The organism is Lentzea sp. NPDC060358 (assembly GCF_042725365.1).
Classification (GTDB): Bacteria; Actinomycetota; Actinomycetes; order Mycobacteriales; family Pseudonocardiaceae; genus Lentzea.
Genome location: NZ_JBHXCW010000001.1, coordinates 121925 through 139699 on the forward strand (window position 1 = coordinate 121925; position 17775 = coordinate 139699).

18 protein-coding genes are annotated in these 17775 nt (G+C 72.6%); 7 read left to right on the forward strand and 11 right to left on the reverse strand.

The genetic code is table 11. The annotated features are described in order from the left end of the window. Positions 1 to 8: 8 nt before the first annotated feature. Positions 9 to 539 (forward strand): hypothetical protein, encoded by a 531-nt coding sequence (locus ACFWGZ_RS00530; RefSeq protein ID WP_382449289.1) that lies wholly within the window; start codon positions 9 to 11, stop codon positions 537 to 539. 18 nt (positions 540 to 557) lie between these two features. Here the strand turns inward: ACFWGZ_RS00530 and ACFWGZ_RS00535 are convergent, their stop codons facing one another. From ACFWGZ_RS00535 to ACFWGZ_RS00545, 3 genes are read right to left on the reverse strand one after another with little or no spacing between them, the layout of a single operon-like run. Next, positions 558 to 1322, reverse strand: a complete 765-nt coding sequence (locus ACFWGZ_RS00535; RefSeq protein WP_382449290.1) for an ATP-binding cassette domain-containing protein — start codon at positions 1320 to 1322, stop codon at positions 558 to 560. Then, a complete protein-coding gene (locus tag ACFWGZ_RS00540) occupies positions 1319 to 2320 on the reverse strand; it encodes an ABC transporter permease (RefSeq protein ID WP_382449291.1) in 1002 nt (333 codons plus the stop codon). Before ACFWGZ_RS00540 ends, ACFWGZ_RS00535 begins: the two co-directional genes overlap by 4 nt. A gap of 4 nt (positions 2321 to 2324) precedes the next feature. Next, positions 2325 to 3341, reverse strand: coding sequence for a sugar ABC transporter substrate-binding protein (locus tag ACFWGZ_RS00545; RefSeq protein ID WP_382449292.1), 1017 nt, complete (start codon positions 3339 to 3341; stop codon positions 2325 to 2327). Positions 3342 to 3483: 142 nt separating this feature from the next. Between ACFWGZ_RS00545 and ACFWGZ_RS00550 the strand changes: the two genes are divergently transcribed. Then, positions 3484 to 4506, forward strand: a complete 1023-nt coding sequence (locus ACFWGZ_RS00550) for a LacI family DNA-binding transcriptional regulator (protein ID WP_382449293.1) — start codon at positions 3484 to 3486, stop codon at positions 4504 to 4506. Here ACFWGZ_RS00550 and ACFWGZ_RS00555 read toward each other — a convergent pair. From ACFWGZ_RS00555 to ACFWGZ_RS00585, 7 genes are all read right to left on the reverse strand, one after another. Continuing rightward, positions 4499 to 5266 carry an alpha/beta hydrolase gene (locus ACFWGZ_RS00555; protein WP_382449294.1) on the reverse strand — a complete coding sequence of 256 codons (768 nt, stop codon included), beginning with the start codon at positions 5264 to 5266 and terminating at the stop codon, positions 4499 to 4501. The genes ACFWGZ_RS00550 and ACFWGZ_RS00555 overlap by 8 nt on opposite strands. Before the next feature lie 9 nt (positions 5267 to 5275). Continuing rightward, complete coding sequence (locus ACFWGZ_RS00560; protein WP_382449295.1) at positions 5276 to 6028, reverse strand: dienelactone hydrolase family protein; 753 nt, start codon at positions 6026 to 6028, stop codon at positions 5276 to 5278. A gap of 30 nt (positions 6029 to 6058) precedes the next feature. Next, positions 6059 to 7027, reverse strand: coding sequence for a PP2C family serine/threonine-protein phosphatase (locus ACFWGZ_RS00565; protein WP_382449296.1), 969 nt, complete (start codon positions 7025 to 7027; stop codon positions 6059 to 6061). Further along, the gene (locus ACFWGZ_RS00570; RefSeq protein ID WP_382449297.1) at positions 7027 to 9183 is read right to left on the reverse strand and encodes a tetratricopeptide repeat protein; all 2157 of its coding nucleotides are present in this window, start codon (positions 9181 to 9183) and stop codon (positions 7027 to 7029) included. The genes ACFWGZ_RS00565 and ACFWGZ_RS00570 overlap by 1 nt, the downstream gene beginning before the upstream one ends. A 9-nt stretch (positions 9184 to 9192) precedes the next feature. After that, positions 9193 to 10149, reverse strand: coding sequence for a transporter substrate-binding domain-containing protein (locus ACFWGZ_RS00575; RefSeq protein ID WP_382449298.1), 957 nt, complete (start codon positions 10147 to 10149; stop codon positions 9193 to 9195). Continuing rightward, on the reverse strand, positions 10146 to 11402 hold the full coding sequence (locus ACFWGZ_RS00580) for a hypothetical protein (protein WP_382449299.1): 1257 nt from the start codon (positions 11400 to 11402) through the stop codon (positions 10146 to 10148). Before ACFWGZ_RS00580 ends, ACFWGZ_RS00575 begins: the two co-directional genes overlap by 4 nt. A gap of 107 nt (positions 11403 to 11509) precedes the next feature. Continuing rightward, the gene (locus tag ACFWGZ_RS00585; RefSeq protein WP_382449300.1) at positions 11510 to 12262 is read right to left on the reverse strand and encodes a TetR/AcrR family transcriptional regulator; all 753 of its coding nucleotides are present in this window, start codon (positions 12260 to 12262) and stop codon (positions 11510 to 11512) included. 35 nt (positions 12263 to 12297) lie between these two features. Between ACFWGZ_RS00585 and ACFWGZ_RS00590 the strand changes: the two genes are divergently transcribed. Genes ACFWGZ_RS00590 through ACFWGZ_RS00600 form a run of 3 tightly spaced genes read left to right on the forward strand, consistent with a single transcriptional unit; the run spans position 12298 to position 15994 of the window. After that, complete coding sequence (locus tag ACFWGZ_RS00590; RefSeq protein WP_382449301.1) at positions 12298 to 14619, forward strand: DEAD/DEAH box helicase; 2322 nt, start codon at positions 12298 to 12300, stop codon at positions 14617 to 14619. Next, positions 14619 to 15377, forward strand: coding sequence for an SWIM zinc finger family protein (locus ACFWGZ_RS00595; RefSeq protein ID WP_382449302.1), 759 nt, complete (start codon positions 14619 to 14621; stop codon positions 15375 to 15377). Before ACFWGZ_RS00590 ends, ACFWGZ_RS00595 begins: the two co-directional genes overlap by 1 nt. Then, positions 15374 to 15994 (forward strand): DUF2238 domain-containing protein, encoded by a 621-nt coding sequence (locus tag ACFWGZ_RS00600; RefSeq protein WP_382449303.1) that lies wholly within the window; start codon positions 15374 to 15376, stop codon positions 15992 to 15994. Before ACFWGZ_RS00595 ends, ACFWGZ_RS00600 begins: the two co-directional genes overlap by 4 nt. Here ACFWGZ_RS00600 and ACFWGZ_RS00605 read toward each other — a convergent pair. Further along, positions 15982 to 16950 carry a helix-turn-helix transcriptional regulator gene (locus ACFWGZ_RS00605; protein ID WP_382449304.1) on the reverse strand — a complete coding sequence of 323 codons (969 nt, stop codon included), beginning with the start codon at positions 16948 to 16950 and terminating at the stop codon, positions 15982 to 15984. The genes ACFWGZ_RS00600 and ACFWGZ_RS00605 overlap by 13 nt on opposite strands. Positions 16951 to 17011: 61 nt before the next feature. Between ACFWGZ_RS00605 and ACFWGZ_RS00610 the strand changes: the two genes are divergently transcribed. Then, positions 17012 to 17488, forward strand: coding sequence for a hypothetical protein (locus tag ACFWGZ_RS00610; RefSeq protein WP_382449305.1), 477 nt, complete (start codon positions 17012 to 17014; stop codon positions 17486 to 17488). A gap of 68 nt (positions 17489 to 17556) precedes the next feature. After that, positions 17557 to 17775, forward strand: a 219-nt coding sequence (locus ACFWGZ_RS00615) for a winged helix-turn-helix domain-containing protein (RefSeq protein WP_382449306.1), incomplete at its 3' end; no start/stop codon positions are given.

Here is a 17775-nt window from a genome sequence, read left to right on the forward strand (position 1 = left end):
CGTGGAGCATGAAGTTCCCGGGGGATTCCACGTCGTGGGTGGTCCGAAGCGGTGACGGCGGCACGTTCGCCCTGTTCGTGCGGGACGCGCTGGGCATCAGCACCCCGACCGCCGACGCGATCCCGCGCCTGGTGCCACCGGTGCCGCGCATGACCATCGCCGGCCCGCCCGGGCTCGCGCGGGACTGGGACCGCTGGTGGGGCGGCGACGCCGCCGAACCGGCCGGCATCCCGGAGGACCAGTGGGACGGGCTGCGGCGGGCCTACGGGCGGTGGGCCGACTTCTCCTCGGCGGACAGCACCGAACGCCGCGACGAGGTGCGGCGCGAGTTCTCCGCCTCCGTCCAGGAACTCGTCGCCGACCTCGAACAGGAACTGGGGCACCGGCCCGTCTTCGAGCTCGAGGTGCTGCAGGTGCCGGTCGAGGGCCAGTTCTGGAGATGCCTCGGACGGGACAAGGTGCTCGCGTCCGAGCACCTGCTCGCCTCCCGCAACGTCCTCGCGCCGCTGGAATCGGTGATCCGCGACCTCGCCAGGTGAGGCGAGGCCGCGCACCGGCTACTCCGGTGGTTCCATCGCGCCGGTCATGATCGCCACCGCGTCCGACATCGACACCGACTTCGGGTCCACCACCGCCTTGCGGCGCCCGAGGCGCTGGATGTGGATGCGGTCGGCCACCTCGAACACGTGCGGCATGTTGTGGCTGATCAGGATCACCGGCAGGCCCCGGTCCCGCACCTGCAGGACCAGGTCCAGCACCGCGCGGGACTCCCGCACCCCCAGCGCGGCCGTGGGTTCGTCCATGATCACGACGCGGCTGCCGAACGCCGCCGCCCTGGCCACCGCCACGGCTTGGCGCTGGCCGCCCGACAGGGTCTCCACGGCCTGGCCGGGGTTCTGGATCGTCATGATCCCCAGCGCGTCGAGCTGGCGGCGCGCCTCCTCCCGCATGCCCTGCCGGTCGAGCATCCGGAACACCGAGCCGAGCACGCCGGGGCGGCGGCGTTCGCGGCCCAGGAACAGGTTCGCGGCGATGTCCAGCGACGGCGACACCGCCAGCGACTGGTGCACCGTCTCGATGCCCGCCCTCCGCGCGTCCAGCGGGGTCGAGAACGACACGGGGGAGCCGTCGACGAGGATCTCGCCCTCGTCCGGCACCACCGCCCCCGCGAGGGCCTTGATCAGCGACGACTTGCCCGCGCCGTTGTCGCCGATCACCGCGAGGATCTCGCCGGGCAGCAGCTCCAGGTCCGCGCCCGCCAGCGCCGTCACCCTGCCGTAGCGCTTGACCAGGCCGGACGCCTGCAGCACCGGTGTGGTCATGGCTTGACCTTCCTGATCCACTGGTCCAGCGACACCGCCACGATGATCAGCACGCCGACGGCCATCGTCTGCCACAGCACGTCCACCCCGGCCAGCGCCAGGCCGTTGCGGAACACGCCGACGATCAGCGCGCCCAGCAGCGACCCCACGATCGCGCCGCGGCCGCCGAACAGCGACGTCCCGCCGATCACCACCGCGGTGATCGAGTCCAGGTTGTCGGTCTGCCCCGCCTGCGGGCTCGCCGAGGCGATCCGGCCGATCAGCGTCCACGCCGCCAGCGCGTAGATCAGCCCCGCCGTCGCGTACACGCTGACCAGCACCCGCGCCGTGCGGATACCGGAGAGCCGGGCCGCCTCCACGTCGTCACCGGTGGCGTAGACGTGCCGGCCCCACGCGGTGTTCTTCAGCACGAACGCCATCACCGCCACGAGCACCACCAGCATGATCGAGCCGTAGGTGATGCGCGTGCCGCCGACGGTGACCGTCTGCCCGGTCCACAGCAGCAACGACGGCATCTCCGTGCCGCGGATCGTGGCGCTGCCGGAGTACCAGAGGTTCACCGCGAAGAACACGTTGAGCGTGCCCAGGGTGACGATGAACGGCGGCAGCTTCAGCCGCGTCACCAGCAGCCCGTTGAGCAGCCCGCACAGCGTGCCGACCGCGAAGCCCAGCAGCAACGCGGGCAGCCCCGGCAGGCCCGTCGACGACGCGACCTTCGCCATCATGATCGAGGTCAGCACCATGACCGCCCCGCACGACAGGTCGATGCCCGCCGTCAGGATCACGATCGTCTGCCCCACCGCGAGCGTTCCCACCACCGCCACCTGCTGCAGGACAAGCGAGATGTTGCCCGGGGTCAGGAACCGGTCCGACAGCAGCGCGAACACCACCACCGCGACCAGCAGCACCACCGCCGGGCCGATCGTCGCCTGCGCGTGCAGCACGTGCTGCACCCGCGCCAGCGGCGAGCGGTCCCGTTCCTCCACCACCGCGGTCACCGGCTCAGCCCCAGCAGTTCTGCAGGCCGAACGCCGAGTCCTTCGACTCCACGCCGTCCGCGGGCTGGTCGGTGATCAGCGTGACGCCGGTGTCGGTGTTCTGCGGCTTCGACCCGTCCTTCGCGAACTTCGCCACCGCCTCCACCCCCAGCTGCGCCATCTTCAGCGGGTACTGCTGCGACGTCGCGCCGATCACGCCGGCCTTGACGTTGTTCACACCCGGACAGCCGCCGTCGACCGACACGATCACGACGTCCTTGTCCTTGCCCGCCGCCTTCAACGCCTCGTACGCGCCCGCCGCCGCGGGCTCGTTGATCGTGTAGACGAGGGTGATGCCGGGGTCCTTCTGCAGCAGGTTCTCCATCGCCGTGCGGCCCCCGGCCGGGTCGCCGTTGGTGACGTCGTGGCCCACGATCCGCGGATCGGACTCGTCGCCAATGCGATTGCGGTCCTTCACGTCGACGCCGAAGCCCTCCAGGAACCCCTGGTCGCGCTGCACGTCCACCGACACCTGGTTCGGGTTGAGGTCCAGCAGCGCGATCTTGGCCTGCCGGCCCTCCTTCGCGAACTTCGCCTTCGCCCACTGCCCGATCAGCAGACCGGCCTTGTAGTTGTCGGTCGCGAACGTCGCGTCCGCGGCGTCCGCCGGTTCCAGGGGCGTGTCGAGGGCGATGACCAGCAGGCCGGCGGCGCGGGCCTTGTCCACCGACGGCACGATCGCCTTCGAGTCGCTCGGCGTGATCAGGATGCCCTTCGCGCCCGAGGCGATCAGGTTCTCGACCGCGTCGACCTGCGTCTGGTTGTCGCCGTCCTGCTTGCCCGCGAACGACTGCACCGTCGCCCCCGCAGGCGGGGCCGCCTGCTGCGCGCCCTCCTTCATCTTCACGAAGAACGGGTTCGTGTCCGTCTTCGTGACCAGTCCCACCAGCGTCGAGCCGCCGGAGGAGCCGCCACCGCTCCCGCACGCGGTGACCGCCACGAGCACTGCCGCTGCGCTGAAAACCCCGACCGTTCTGCGCATGACCACTCCTACGTCATCGTTGACGTAACCGGCTCTCCCGTCGTGCTCACCTGATGTAGTGGGAGAGCAGCTACGAGTAACCAGTCGGGTATACCGTTGCGTCATCGTTGACGCAAGGATCGTCACAGGCGGTGAGCACGGGATGGATCAACGCAGACGCGAACCCACGATGCGCGACGTGGCGGCGTTGGCGAAGGTCAGCACCAAGACCGTGTCCCGCGTCGTCAACGGGCTGCCCGGCGCCGGGGCCGAGGTCGCCGGCCGCGTCCGCGCCGCCGCCCGCACCCTCGGTTACCGGCCTGACCTCACCGCCAGCAGCCTGCGCCGCGCCGACCGCCGCAGCGCCACCATAGGCGTGCTGTTCGAGGACCTGTCCAACCCGTTCGACTCCGCCCTGCTGCGCGCCGTCGAGGACCGCGCCCGCCACAGCGGCGTCCTCGTCCTGGCCGGCAGCAACGAGGACGACCACCGGCTGCAACGCGAACTGCTCGACTCGCTGTCCGCGCGGCGCGTCGACGGCGTCGTCGTCATGGCCGCCGGCGGCCACCAGGACGCGCTGCAGCGGGAACGCGAACGCGGCACCCCCATGGTGCTCGTCGACCGGCCCCCCACCTTCGGCGGCACCGACTGCGTCACCACCACCAACCGCGCCAGCTCCCGCGACGCCGTCCTGCGCCTCGCGGACCTCGGGCACCGCGACATCGCGTTCCTCGGCGACCGCCGCACCCTGTGGACCAGCCAGGAGCGCTACACCGGCTACCTCGAAGGCCTCGCCCGCGCCGGGCTCACCCTGCGCGAGGAACTCGTGCGCACCGACCTGCACGGTGCCGGCCCCGCCACCGACGCCACCGGTGAACTGCTCGACGCAGCCAGGCCGCCCACGGCGCTGTTCACCGCCCAGAACCTCGTCACCGTCGGCGCCATGCGCGCGCTGCGGGCCCGGGAGCTGCACCGGCGGGTCGCGGTGATCGGCTTCGACGACTTCCCGCTCGCCGACCTGCTCGACCCCGGTGTCACCGTCGTGCGCCAGGACGTGCCCGGCATCGGCCGCAAGGCCGCCGAGCTCATCTTCGCCCGCATCGACGGCGACACCTCACCGCCCGTGCACGCCGTCGTGCCCGCCGCCCTGGTGCGCCGCGGCTCCGGCGAGATCGCTCCTAGCTGACCGACACGATCGCGTCGACCACCTGCGAGCCCGAGGTGAGCACCTCGTCGTTGTGGTCGGCGCCGGCGATCTCCACGAGCTTGGCCCGCGCCGCCGTGGCCACCTCGCGGCTCTGCGCGGGCGGCACCACCGAGTCCTGCGCGCCCAGCAGCACCACCGCCGGCACGTCCACCGCCGCCACGTGCTCCAGCACCGGGTACCTGTCCTGCAGCAACGCCCGCACCGGCAGCCACGGGTAGTGGTGCGAGCCCACCGCCGCCAGCGACGTGAACGGCGACCGCAGCACCAGTCCCTTCGGCGCCCGGTGCGTCGCGAGCTCCGCCGCCACCGCCGCGCCCAGCGACTCGCCGAAGAACACCACCGGCCCGTCGATCAGGTCCAGCGCCGCCCGCGCGTCCCAGGCCAGGCCCTCCTCCGACGGCTTGCCCGGGTTGCCGCCGTAGCCGCGGTAGTCGAACAGCAGCACCGACAGCCCGCGCGCGGTGAGCTGCCGCGCCAGCGGCACCCGGCCCTCGCGGTTGCCCGCGTTGCCGGGGAACACGACCACCGTCGCGAGCGCGTCCGGCAGCTCGAAGTGCCAGCCGTCGAGCAGCAGGCCGTCCGCGGTGACCAGCCGGACGTCCCGGCCGCCGGGCATCACCTCGTCCGCGGAGGGCAGCGGGCCGGGGGAGGGGAAGTACACGAACTTGCGTTGGAAGGCGAAGACCACGGCGACGATGGTGACAACCACCGCCACCGCGATCAACACCGCCCTGCGCATCGCAGCCCGTCAGCGTGCGAGCGTCCGCCCGAACAGGGCCAGCAGCTCCGTCCAGTGCCGCTCCGCCGCCTCGGCGTGGTACGCGGCCGTGTCGGCCTGCGTGTAGCCGTGGTGCGCGCCCGCGTACACCTCGCACCGGTGCCGCACGCCCGCCTCGCTCAGCGCCTTCTCCAGGCGCTCGACCTGCTCCGGCGGCATCGCGGAGTCCTCGTCGGCGTGGGCGAAGTACAGCTCCGCGGTGACGCTGCCGGCCAGTAGGTGCGGGCTGTCGTCGGCCTCGGAGGCCAGGTGGGCGCCGTGGAAGCCCGCGGCCGCGGCCACCCGGTCCGGGTAGGTGCCCGCCGTGCGCAGCGCCAGGCCCGCGCCCATGCAGTAGCCGGTGATGCCCACCGGGCCGTCCACGGTCAGCGGCGAGTCCGCGAGCCACCGCAGGTAGGTCTGCGCGTCGCTCATCAGCCGCGGCGGCGTCAGCTCCCGCAGCATCGGCATGATCTGCTCGAACAGCCCCGGCCGTGCCGCCGGGTCGATGAATTCCGGCAGCTCCACCACCGGAGCGCGACCGGCCCGGTAGAACACGTTGGGCACCAGCACCAGGTAGCCCTCCGACGCCAGCCGGTCGGCCATCTTCCGCAGGTGCGGCCGCAGGCCGAACGCGTCCATGTAGAACAACACCGCGGGGAACGGGCCGTCGCCGTCCGGGTGCGCCAGGTAGGCGTCCGCGACGCCGTCGGAGGTGGTCACGTCCACGGTCGTTCCGAGCACAGCACTCACTCTCGTCGTCTCCCCGGGAAATCAGTCCGCCGGCGCGAACGGCACCAGCACCACGGTGATGTTGTCGTGGCCGCCTGCCTCCAGCGCCACCTTCACGTACTCCTCCGGCCCCGACCCCAGCAGCGGCTCGAGGTCCTCCGGCTCCGGCCGGTAGTTGTGCAGCCCGTCCGAGCACAGCAGGAACGTCCCCGCCGAGGTCAGCGGCAGCATCACGACCTGCGGCACCACCGGCCCCGCGTCCGCGCCGATCCACCGCGACAGCACGTGCGCGCGGCGGTCCGTGCGGGCCTGCTCCTCGGTCAGCACCCCCTCCGCGACCAGCTGCGCCGCCCACGTGTCGTCCGTGGTGAGCTGCTTGGAGCCCTCCGCCGACAACCAGTAGGCGCGGCTGTCGCCCACCCAGCCGATCGTCGCCGCGTCCTCGGTGACCAGCGCCGACACGAACGTGCACGACGGGGCCACCCCGCGGCCGCCCACCTCCACCGGCTCGGCCTCGACGAGCTGCTCGACCGCGAAGCACGCCGCGGCGACCGCGTCGACCATCGCCTGCTCCGGGTCGGCGGCGTCGATCAGCGCGTTGATCAGCACGTCCACCGCGGCGTCCGAGGCCGCCTGGGAGGCCTGCTCGGCCCGCTCCGAGGAGGCCACGCCGTCGCACACCACCGCCGCGACGCCCTTGCCCGCGACCGTGCCGAACGCCATCGAGTCCTCGTTGCGGGCCCGGCGCTTGCCCCGGTCCGACACCCCGGAGACCGCGCCCAGCGCGTACTCGACGCGATCACGCGCCGAAGGCTGGTGACGGCCGCACTGGGTGCAGTAGTCCTCGTCGTCGATGTCGGGCGAGCCGCACAGGATGCACGATGCCTGCGCGGGACCGGTCGGCCCGCCCAGCGGCGTGCGGCGGACCAGCAGGTTGCGCCCGCACGCCTCGCAGAACCGGTCTTCCGGCGCTACGGGCGCGAAGCATTCCGGGCACTTCAGGGTGTCCATCAAACCAACGTCCTAGGCCTTACCGCGTTCGCGCGGTCCACCAATGCGATCCGTTCCTCCGGCGTGGCAGCGAACCGGGCGAGCGTGCGGTAGCGGCGCTCGAGACCCAGCCGAAGCTCGTGTTCGGAGAGTGCACAGTCCAGCACCCTGCCCTCGGCGGCCTGATTGCGGGTCACGTAGTCGAACGCCGCCTCCAGCACCTCCGCCGACAGCTGCGTGTGCGACGCGACGTCGATGTCCAAGTCCCGCAACCGTTCCCCGGCCGCGACGAGCTCCTCCGCACCGCAGTCGCCGAGCTGGGCGCGCACCGCCGCGATCTGCGCCGGCAAGTGTTGCGAAGACGTGTCCGGGACCGACAGCAGCACCTCGACCGCTCGCGCACGGTCACCGCACGCGAGCAGCACCCGCGCCAGCCCGAACGCCGCCGACACGTACGCGTGGTCCGTGCGCCACACCAGCTCGTACCACTCGGCCGCCGCCTTCGCGTCCCCGGTGGCCTCCGCGCACGCGCCCAGCGCGAGCTTCGGCGCCGCCTCGCCCGGCACCGCCGAGCACACCGCGTCGAAGAACCCCAGCGCGTCCCCCGGCCGGTCGTCCACCAGCGCCGCGAGCCCCCGGTACCAGTCCGGGCGCCAGTCCTCCGCGGGGTCGAGCTCCGGCTCGTCGAACATCGACGGCGCCGTCAGCGCCTCCAGCTCCCGCACCGCCCCGGCCGTGTCGCCGGACTCGATCAGCACCCGCACGATCCGCAGCCGCACCTCGACGGTGACCTCGGGCGCCTTGCGCAGGCCCGCCGGGTCCGACGCCGTCGCCGTCGCGAGCCACGACGCGGCCGCGTCCGAGGTGCTCACGCTCGGCGCGGGCAACGCCAGCGCCACCTCGGGCAGGTCCAGCGAGCCCTCCACGCCGAAGCGGCGGCGTTCCGGCGTGAACTGCCGCGACGGGCCCGGCCGCGGCACCCCGTCCTGCAACGCCAGCGCCTCCCGCAGCACACCCGTGAGCTGCTCGGCCATGTCCTCGGCGCTGCCGAACCGCAGCTCCGGGTTCGGGTGGGTGGCACGCAGCAGCAACCGGTGGAACGAGGAGTACCGGGCCAGCAGCGGCTCCTCCTGCGCGCTGGGCAACCGGTCCTTGCCCGTGCCGCGGAAGTCGAACGGGAAGCTCATCACCGCCAGCGCCCGCCCGACCGTGTAGATGTCGGAGAACACCGACGGCCCGATCGTGCCGATCTCCGGCGCCTGGTAGCCCACCGTGCCGTAGATGGGGGAGTGGTGGTCGTCGATGCGCCGCACCGCGCCCAGGTCGATCAGCTTGAGCTGCTCCTCGGTGTGGATCATGTTGTCCGGTTTGAAGTCGCAGTACAGCAGCCCCACGCCGTGCAGGTAGCCGACCGCGGGCAGGATCTCCAGCACGTAGGCGATGGCCTGCGCCAGCGGCAGCGCCTCGTCCCCGCGGCCCTCCCGGCGCCGGTGCGTGATCATGTCCTTGATCGACTCGCCGCCGACGTACTCCATCACGATGTACTCGACGAGCTTGCCGCTCGCGGCGTTCTCGTGGCGGATGAAGTTGTGGATCTTCACGATGTTAGGGTGCTCGACCTCGGCGAGGAACCGGCGCTCCGCCAGCGCCGCCGCCATCGCGTCGGCGTCACCGGAGTCGAGCAGGCCCTTGAGCACCACCCACCGGTCGCTCACCGCGTGGTCGAGCGCCAGGTACAGCCACCCCAGGCCGCCGTGCGCGAGACACCCCAGCACCTCGTACTGGTCGTGCAGCACCTCACCGGGCGCGAGCTTCGGCGTGAACGAGTACGCGTGCCCGCACTGCGGGCAGAACCCCTCCACCCGGCCGGGCTTGCCGTCCTTGGCCCGCCCGACCTTCTTGCCGCACTTGGAGCAGAACCGCTTCGCCTCCGGCACCTCCGGGTTCGCGAGCACCGCCGTCGCCGGGTCCCGGTAGGGCACCCGCGGCACCTCCACCAGCCCCGCGCCCAGCCGGCCGCGGCTGGTCGACCGGGCGCTGCCCCGCCGCACCCGCCCCGAGCTCGACCGCGCCGACCCGCGGGAGGCGTCCTGCGACGCCGACCACGGCGCCGTGCCCGGAGCGGTGCCGGGCGCGGTCGACGGCCCCGTTTCGGGCAGCTCCACCTCGTCTGTCATCTCGACCCCCTAGTCCCGATAACGACCGGCGGGCGGCGTCGGTGCCGGACCCAGCCGGCTCAGCCACCGGTCGTAGATCCCGCGCCACGTCCCGTCCGCGCGCATCCGCTCCAGCACGCCGTTGACGAACCGGACCAAGTCCTGCTGCCCCTTCGGGATCCCCACCCCGTAGGACTCGTCGGTGAACCGCGACCCCACCACCTCGGTGTACGGGTCCTGCGCCGCCAGCCCCGCCAGCAGCGTGTCGTCGGTGGAGATCGCGTCCACCTGCCCCTGCTGCAGCATCACCAGGCAGTCGGTCCAGTTCGGCACGCTCACCGCCGTCTTCGCCCTGCTCGCCACGGCGCCCAGCGACGTCGACCCGGCCGCCGCGCACACCCGTTTGTCGGCGAGCCCGTCCACGCCGCCGATGCCGGAGTTGCGGCGCACCAGCACCCGCTGCCCGGCCTGGTAGTAGACCTGCGAGAAGTCGACCTCCTCGAGCCGGTCGCAGGTGATGGTCATCGTGCGCACCACGACGTCCACGGCACCGCTCTTGAGCATCGGGATCCGCTCGGCGGAGGTGACGACCTTGAACTGCACCTTCTTCTCGTCCCCGAACACCGCTTTCGCGATCTGCCGGGCCACGTCGACGTCGAAGCCCTCGATCTCGCCGGTGAACGAGTTGCGGAACCCCATCAGGTACGAGTTCTGGTCCACCCCGGCGATCAACCGGCCGCGCTGCAGGATCCGCTCCATCGTCGACCCGGCCGGCATCTGCGCGGCCGGGGGCAGCGGGCCCGGCCGCAGGCTCGCCGTCGCGTCGCACGACGGCGCGGGGTCGGGCCGGCTGCTCGGCGGGGCCGTCACCGTGCTCGCGCCCGCCGGCTGCGGGTCCGCGGCACCGCGCGGCACGACCTCGCTGGGCGGCGGTCCCGCCGAACACGCGCCGAGCAGCAGCACAGCCGCCAGGGCCAGTCGCCTCATCGGTACTCCTTCAGCCGCTGCCACAGCCCCATCGCCGCCCCCGCGGCGCCGATCACCGCCAGCACCAGCACCCCCACCACCGTGCCCGCCAGCGATGCCCGTGCCACCGCCACCTCGTCGCTGAAGCCCTGCCGTGCCTCGCCGATCGCCCGCACCAGGTCCTGGTCGAGCTCGTCGAAGGACGGGTCGCCGATCAACGCCACCGCCTCGGTGTACTGGCCCGCGTCGTCGGCCTGCCGGATGCGCTGGTGCACCTCCTGCCACTGCCGGAAGTGGGTGGTGGCCGAGTCGAGCGCCCCGGTGCTCTGCAGCCGTTTCGCCTGGTCCAGCAGCCCCTCCAGGCGTCCCGACACCTCGACGAAGTTCTTCTCGTAGCTCTGGCCCGACCCGCGCGCCACCAGCGTCAGCGTCTCCTCGCCGCGCGCGGTGAGGGTCGCGATCCGGGCCTGGGCGAGCACGTCGGCCTTCGCCGACGCCGTGCGCGAGTCCGCCACGTCCTTCATGACCAGCACCGACACCGTCGTCACCCACAGCAGCGACAGCACCGCCGCGCCCGTGGCGACCAGCAGGCCGACGTTGAGCAGCCGGTTCGTCCTGCGGGTCAGGTACTGCTGGGTCAGCACCAGCGCGACCACGAACGCCAGCGCCACCCCCACCGGCACGACCGGGAAGTTCGCCTCGTCCTGCGCCTTGCCCACCCGGTCGGTCTCCGCCCGGTACAGCTCCTGCGCCGAGGGCAGCAGCTGCGTGCGCATCAGCCCCGAGGCCTCCCGCAGGTAGGCCGCGCCCACCGGGAAGCCCTGCCGGTTGTTCGACCGGGCCGTCTCGATCAGGCCCGTGTAGACCGGCAGCTGCGCCGCGAGGGTCGTGGTGAGCTCGGGGGAGGAGGCCGTCGCCACCGACAGCGCCGCCTGCGCCTGCGCGATGTCGGCCTCGTAGCGCTCCCGCAGCTGCGGCGGTTCCAGCCCGCCGGACAGGAACGCGCTGGCCGCCGTCGCGTCGGCGTCCTGCAACGCCCGGTACACCTCCTGGGCGGCGTGCGCGAGCGGTTCGGACCGGGTCGCGAGGTCCTGCAGGGCCCGTTCCTGCCGGTCTACGCTCCAGGTCGAGAGCCAGCCGCTCGCGAAGCTCGCCACGACCAGCACCACGGCGATCAGGCTCAGCCGCCCCGGCGTCGACCGCGCCAGGCCGGTGACCCGGCGCACCAGCGCCCGCCGGGGCTGCGAGTCGATCACCACGAGCGGGCCTCCCACGGGCAGGTTGATCGGCGTGGCGTAACTGTAGGCACCCGGACACCGGCACGTGCGGTCTGCTCGCGCTTCCCGCGCGGTGTCACGCAGGTGTAACCACGGGACAGGCCCTAGCGGCGTGCGTCCACCAGGCGTGCGACGCCGTCGAGGATCATCTCCAGCCCGAACTCGAACGAGTGCTCCGGGCTGAACGCGCTCTGGTGCGCCTGGCCGACCGCGCCGCCGACCCGTGCGGCCACCGGGTAGCGGGCGGGGTCGAACACCGTCATCAGCACCGGCGCCGCCGCGTCCCACCACTGCTGGTCGGTCAGCCCGGTCTCCTGCTCGGTCACCGCCGCCGCGGTCAGGCCCCGCGCCGAGCTCTGCACGTGCCCGAGCACCAGGTTCAGCACCGAGTCCATCTCCACGTCCGACAGGCCGATGCCCTCCAGGCCCCGCAGCTCGAAGTCGTACTTCGCCGCCACCTGCGGGCCCAGCACCGTCCGCGACGGCGCCACCTGCAGCAGCCACGGGTGCCGGCGGTGCAGCGCCAGGTTCTCCCGCGCCACGTACGCCAGGTGCGCGCGCCACCCGTCTGACGGGTGGCGGCCGGTCGCGGCCTGCACGGTGTCGACCATGACGTCGACCAGCTCGCCCTTGCCCGGCACGTAGGTGTAGAGCGACATCGTCCCCACGCCCAGCGACTCGGCCACGCGCCGCATCGACAGCGCCTTGAGCCCGTCGGCGTCGGCCAGCGCGATGCCCGCCGCCACGATGCGGTCCACGCTCAGGTCCGGTTTGCCCTTGCGGCTGGTCCGCTCCCGCGTGCGCCACAGCAGCGCCAGCGTCCGCGCCGGGTCACCGCTGCCCGTGTGTTCGATCACGAGCCGACCCTACCGTATGCTGTACGGTACATGGTGTGTTCACGCCCGCCGACCCTCCCCGTCTCGGCCAGCTCCACGGAAAACCCCTGCTCGAAGCCCTTCCCGGCGTACTGCGCCACGACGACTACTGGGGTGTCGCCGCCGCCACCGCGCTGACCCTCGTCGCTCGCGGCCGGATCGTGCCCGGCGTGACGCCCGCCGGCCACGACACCTGGCGCGTCGGGCCGCTCGACCACGCCGACGAACTGCACCTGCGCCGCCTGGCCGCCCACGGCGACTACGACGAGCTGCGCGGGTTCCTCGACGCCGTCGCCGACACGCTGCCCCGCGGCGGCGGCGACGTCCCGTTCGCGGGCACCGGGGTTCACGACGTCCCCGAACTCGCCGCGTGGGCCGACGAGCAGGTCACCCTCTCGCTGCGCATCGAGACCACCGAGGACCAGCGGTTCCGCGGGATCGTCCAGGTCCGCGCCGTCACCGACCCCTACCCGCGCGACGTGCGCGGCTCCGGCCGCGAGCTCGACGCCATCCGCGCCCTCGGCCGCATCGACTGGCCCCCGCTGCAACGCCTGCTCGACCGGGCCGACCTCACCGACGCCGAGGTCGCCGAACTGCTCGGCACCGGCATCGAGGTCCACTGGCCCCGCGACCTCACCACCACGCTGTCGGCGAAAGCCGCCATCGGCGAGCACACCGGCCGCTTCCACGCGGGCGACCTGCTCGCGTTCCGCTGGCAGCTCGCCCTCGGCGACCAGACCCTGACCGAGGCCGAGATGGACCTCGTCGCCGAGGCCAGCCGCCCGGTGATCCGGCTGCGCGACCAGTGGGTGCTCGTCGACCCCGCGCTGCGCGCGCGAGTGCGCAGCAAGCTCGAACCCCTCACCGCCGTGCAGGCCGTCACCGCCGCCCTCACCGGCACCGCCCTCGTCGACGGCGACCCCGTCGACGTCGTCCCGCACGGCCTCGCCACCGCCATCACCACCGTCCCCGACCTCCCGCAGCCCCCGGCACTGCGCGCGCGGCTGCGCGACTACCAGCTGCACGGACTGCGCTGGCTCGCCCACATGACCGGCCTCGGCCTGGGCGCCTGCCTCGCCGACGACATGGGCCTGGGCAAGACCATCACCCTCATCGCCCTGCACCTGCACCGCGCCCGCGCACACCCCACGCTGGTGGTCTGCCCGGCCTCGCTGCTGGGCAACTGGGAACGCGAGATCCGCCGCTTCGCCCCCGGCACACCGGTCAGCCGCTACCACGGTCCACACCGGACGCTCGCCCGCTCCGGCATCGTCCTCACGACCTACGGCACCATGCGCCTGGACGCCGACGCGCTGCGGCAGCACGACTGGGACATGGTCGTCGCCGACGAGGCCCAGCACGTCAAGAACCCGCATTCCGGCACCGCCAAGGCACTGCGCTCCATCCCCGCCGCCGCACGGGTCGCGCTCTCCGGCACGCCGGTGGAGAACTCGTTGTCGGAGCTGTGGTCCATCCTGGACTGGACGACACCGGGCCTGCTCGGCACCCACCGCGCGTTCCGCACCCGCTGGCCCGCCCCCGACGACACCCTCACCAGGGTCGTGCGGCCGTTCCTGCTGCGCCGCCGCAAGTCCGACCCCGGCGTCGCCCCCGAACTGCCCGCCAAGACCGAGACCGACCTGCCCGTCTCGCTCACCACCGACCAGGCCGCGCTGTACGAGGCGCTCACGAGAGAAACCCTCGACCAGATCGCCGCGAGCGACGGCATGGCCCGGCGCGGCCTCGTGCTGAAACTGCTCACCGGGCTCAAGCAGATCTGCAACCACCCGTCGCACTACCTCGGCCACGACCGCCTGCAGGGCACCTCCGGCAAGCTCGAGCTCCTCGACGAACTGCTCGGCACCATCGTCGCCGAGGACGGGGCGGTGCTGGTCTTCACCCAGTACGTCGCCATGGCGAGACTGCTGGAACAGCACATCACGCACCCGACGCTGTTCCTGCACGGCGGCACCCCCGTTGCACAGCGCGAACGGATGGTCGACGACTTCCAGCAGGGCCGCGCCCCGGTCTTCCTGCTCTCGCTCAAGGCCGCCGGCACCGGCCTCAACCTCACCCGCGCCGACCACGTCGTCCACTTCGACCGGTGGTGGAACCCCGCCGTCGAGGACCAGGCCACCGACCGCGCCCACCGCATCGGCCAGACCCGGCCCGTGCAGGTCCACAAGCTCGTCACCGAAGGCACCGTCGAGGAGCGCGTCGCCGCGTTGCTGCAGGACAAGCGCGACCTCGCCGACGCCGTCCTGCACGGCGGGGACGGCGCGCTCACCGAACTCACCGACGCCGAGCTCGCCGACCTCGTCCAGCTCAGGAGCTCCTGATGACCGCACGCGGGTTCGCCGCGTTCCCCAGGGTCAAGCGCCGCGTCGCCACCACCTGGTGGGGCAAGGCCTGGGTCAAGGCCCTCGAGGACACCGCCCTGGACACCAAGACGGTGCGCCTGGGCCGCCGCTACGCCCACGCCGGCGTCGTCGGCCCGATCACCGTCAGCCCCGGCCGGCTGCACGCCCAGGTCCACGACGACGGCACCGTCCACAACACCACCGTCGTCGTCCCCGTGCTGACCGAGGTCCACTGGGGACGGTTCCTCGACCGCGTCGCCGAGAACGCCGCCCACATCGCCGCCTTGCTGGACAACGACGTGCCGCGCGACCTCGTCGCCGCCGCGGAGGAGTCCGGTGTGGACCTGCTGCCCGGCATCGGCGACCTCGAACCCGACTGCGACTGCGACGGCTGGGAACTGCCGTGCCGCCACGCCGCCGCGCTGGCGTTCCAGGTGGGCTGGTTGCTCGACGCCGACCCGTTCGTGCTCCTGCTGCTCAAGGGAAAACCCGAACAGGCCCTCCTCGGCGCGCTCAAGGACCGCGTCGCCGGACCCGTCGGAACCAGAACACCTGTGGTGGTTTCCGTCGAACCCGCAGGTCAGCTGCCTGCCCGTCCGGCACTCCCTACCACCACACCTGTGGTGCTCGCGGTGGAGCCGCCGCCGGGGTTCGACGCCGCGGACCTCACCGCGCTGATGGAGATCGCCGCACGACGCGCCCGCGCGCTGCTGCGGTCGGGCACTCTCGACGCGTGACTTCCCAGACGCGGTCCGCGATCGAACCGCTGGTGCTGCTCGCCCTGACCGCCGTCGCGCTGGTCGTGTCCGGCATCGGCCCCCACGACCGCACGACGTGGTACCTCGAAGTGGGACCGGTCGTGATCGGCGTGGCACTGCTCATCGCGACCCGCCGCCGGTTCCGGCTCACACCGCTGCTGTACCGGTTGCTGTTCCTGCACGCGCTGGTGCTGGTCCTCGGCGGCCACTACACCTACGCCCGCGTGCCGGTGGGGTTCTGGGTGCAGGACTGGTTCGACCTGGCGCGCAACCACTACGACCGGTTCGGCCACTTCGTGCAGGGCTTCGTGCCGGCCGTGCTCGCCCGCGAACTGCTGCTGCGCCGCACCCCGCTGCGCCCCGGCGGGTGGCTGTTCACGCTCGTGGTGAGCGTGTGCCTGGCTTTCAGCGCGACCTACGAACTGCTGGAGTGGGCGTCGGCGGTGATCGGCGGGTCGGCGGCCGAGGACTTCCTCGGCACCCAGGGCGACGTCTGGGACACCCAGTGGGACATGTTCATGGCGCTGCTCGGCGCGATCGCCGCACAGCTGACCCTGGCGCGGTGGCACGACCGGCAGCTCGCTCAGCTCAGGTAGATCGACGCCAGCTGCCGCACCGCGGAGGCGACGTGCGCGCGCAGCTCGTCCGGCGCGAGCACCTCGACCTCGCCGCCCATGCGCAGCAACATGCCCGCCGCGTGGCCGACCGACTCGATCGGGATCGTCACCCGCACCCACCCGCCGTCGTCCACAGCGGACCGCTGCGCCGCGCGCGCCACCGCAGGCAGCACGTGCGAGGCGAACGACTCCCAGCCGCGCGGCGACACCCGCACGACCGCCTCGCCCGTGTACTGCCGCGACTGGAAGTCCTCCAGCGACGCCGCCCAGTGCGCCGCCAGGTCGAAGCCCTCCGGCCGCGCGAACGACTCCTCCAGCACGCGGGCCGCCTGGATCTGCGCGACCCGGTAGGTGGAGATCCGCGCACGGCCCTGCGCCACCAGGTACCAGCGCCCCGCCTTGAGCACCAGGCCGAGCGGCTTGAGCACCCGCGTCACCTCCTCCGGCGCCTGCCACCGCCGGTAGCCCACCTCCAGCAGCCGCTCCCGCCACACCGCGTCCGCCACCAGCCCCAGGAACGGCGAACGCTCCGGGTCGGAGTACCACGACGGCGCGTCGAGGTGGAACCGCTGCGCCGTGCGCGCGGCCCGGTCGCGCATCGCCGACGGCAGCGCCGCCATCAGCTTGAGCTGCGCCGCCGACACCGCCTCCCCGAGGCCCAGCTCCGCCGCGGGACCCGGCAGCCCGGCCAGGAACAGCGACTCCGCCTCCTGCTCGGTCAGGCCCGTCAGCCTCGTGCGGTACCCGTCGAGCAACTGGTAACCGCCCTGCGGGCCCGCGTCGCCGTAGAGGGGGACACCGGCGGCGTGCAACGACTCCACGTCCCGGTAGATCGTGCGGACCGACACCTCCAGCTCGGAGGCCAGGGCGTGCGCCGTCAGCCTGCCCTTGGTCTGCAGCAGGAGGATCAGGGACACCAGGCGGCTCGCACGCACGCGCTCACACTGGCACACACCACTGACACAGGTTGTCAGTGATAGCTCATACGTTCGAGCCATGGCTTTCCACGAGAAGCAGATGACGGTCGGGGAACCGCTGGTCGTCGCGGGCAGGCACGTCAAGCGCTACGAGGTCGTCACCCCGGGGCTCGAGATCACCGACGACGTCCGCGCCGCCGCCCACGCGTTCCTGCCGACGCTCTACCCGGACTTCGAGGACCCCACCCCGCCGGCCACGGTCACCGTGCTGCACCGCAGTGCCGCGGGCATGTACCTCAACGCCTACAACTGGGTCTGGGACAACGTCCTGCACTGCCGCACCGCCGTCTCCGGCGACCAGCCGTTCCTCGGCTCGACCGACCCCGACCTCACGCACTTCAGCGTCATCCCCAAGGACCTCATCGGCTGCGTGTGGGAGCTGCCGCCGCTGGAGCACGAGCGCCGCGCGTGGGTGCGGCACGTGCTCGAGCCCGCCGAGCCCGATCTCGCCGGCTACCTCGGCGACGTCATGACCGACAACCTGGTCGGCAGATGAGCGACTGGCAGGGCGCGCCCTCGAAGTGACCGGCTAATGAGGTGGACGGCGGCGCTAGGTTCGGGGGCATGACCACCCCGGAATCCGTTGTGCGCGCGCTGGCCGAACCGGCAAGGCTGCGGGCCTACGCCGCCGTCGTCCTCGGAGCGGGAACGCTCGCCGACATCGCCGCCTCCGCCGGGCTCAAGCCGAAGGACGCCGGCACCGCGCTGCGCAAGCTGCGCGAGGCCGGTCTCGTCGAGGGCGACCCCGCCCGTCCCGCCGACCTCACACCGCTCGCCACCACG